This window comes from Corallococcus llansteffanensis (genome assembly GCF_003612055.1).
GTDB classification, from domain to species: domain Bacteria; phylum Myxococcota; class Myxococcia; order Myxococcales; family Myxococcaceae; genus Corallococcus; species Corallococcus llansteffanensis.
Map to the genome: position 1 here is coordinate 1 of NZ_RAWB01001190.1, position 443 is coordinate 443.

1 pseudogene is annotated in these 443 nt (G+C 73.4%); it reads right to left on the reverse strand.

The annotated features are described in order from the left end of the window. Positions 1-443, reverse strand: a pseudogene (locus tag D7V93_RS44080) (IF-2 protein); the annotation flags it as partial.

Genomic DNA, 443 nt, shown 5'->3' on the forward strand with positions numbered 1-443 from the left:
GGGCGCTCTCGGTGTGGACGGCGCGGCGCAGGGACTCCTCCAGAGCGCGGGCGGCGGGGCCCACGTTGGTGAGCATCTGGTTGGCGGCGCGGGCGTGGCGGTTCTCCGTCTCCGCGGCGAGCTTGAGCTGGGCGAGGCCCTCGGAGACGAGCCGGCGCGCGTCCTCCAGCTTCTGGCGCGCCTGGTAGAAGGCCACGTCGGTGAGCATGGACTGGAGGCTGCGGCGCTGCTCCTCGGTGATGCCGGAGAGCTTCTCCGCGCGGCGCAGGTAGTAGAGGCCGCGCTCCACCTTGGGAGGCTCGCCGGACGCGATGCGCGGGCGGGCCAGGGTCTCCAGCAGGGGGAAGAGGGCGCGGTCCAGGTCGTCGCGGTCGGTGAACTTCTGCTGGGAGAGCAGGGTGACGTCCTGGCCCTCCAGCGGGAGGGGCGCGTAGGTGTCCGCG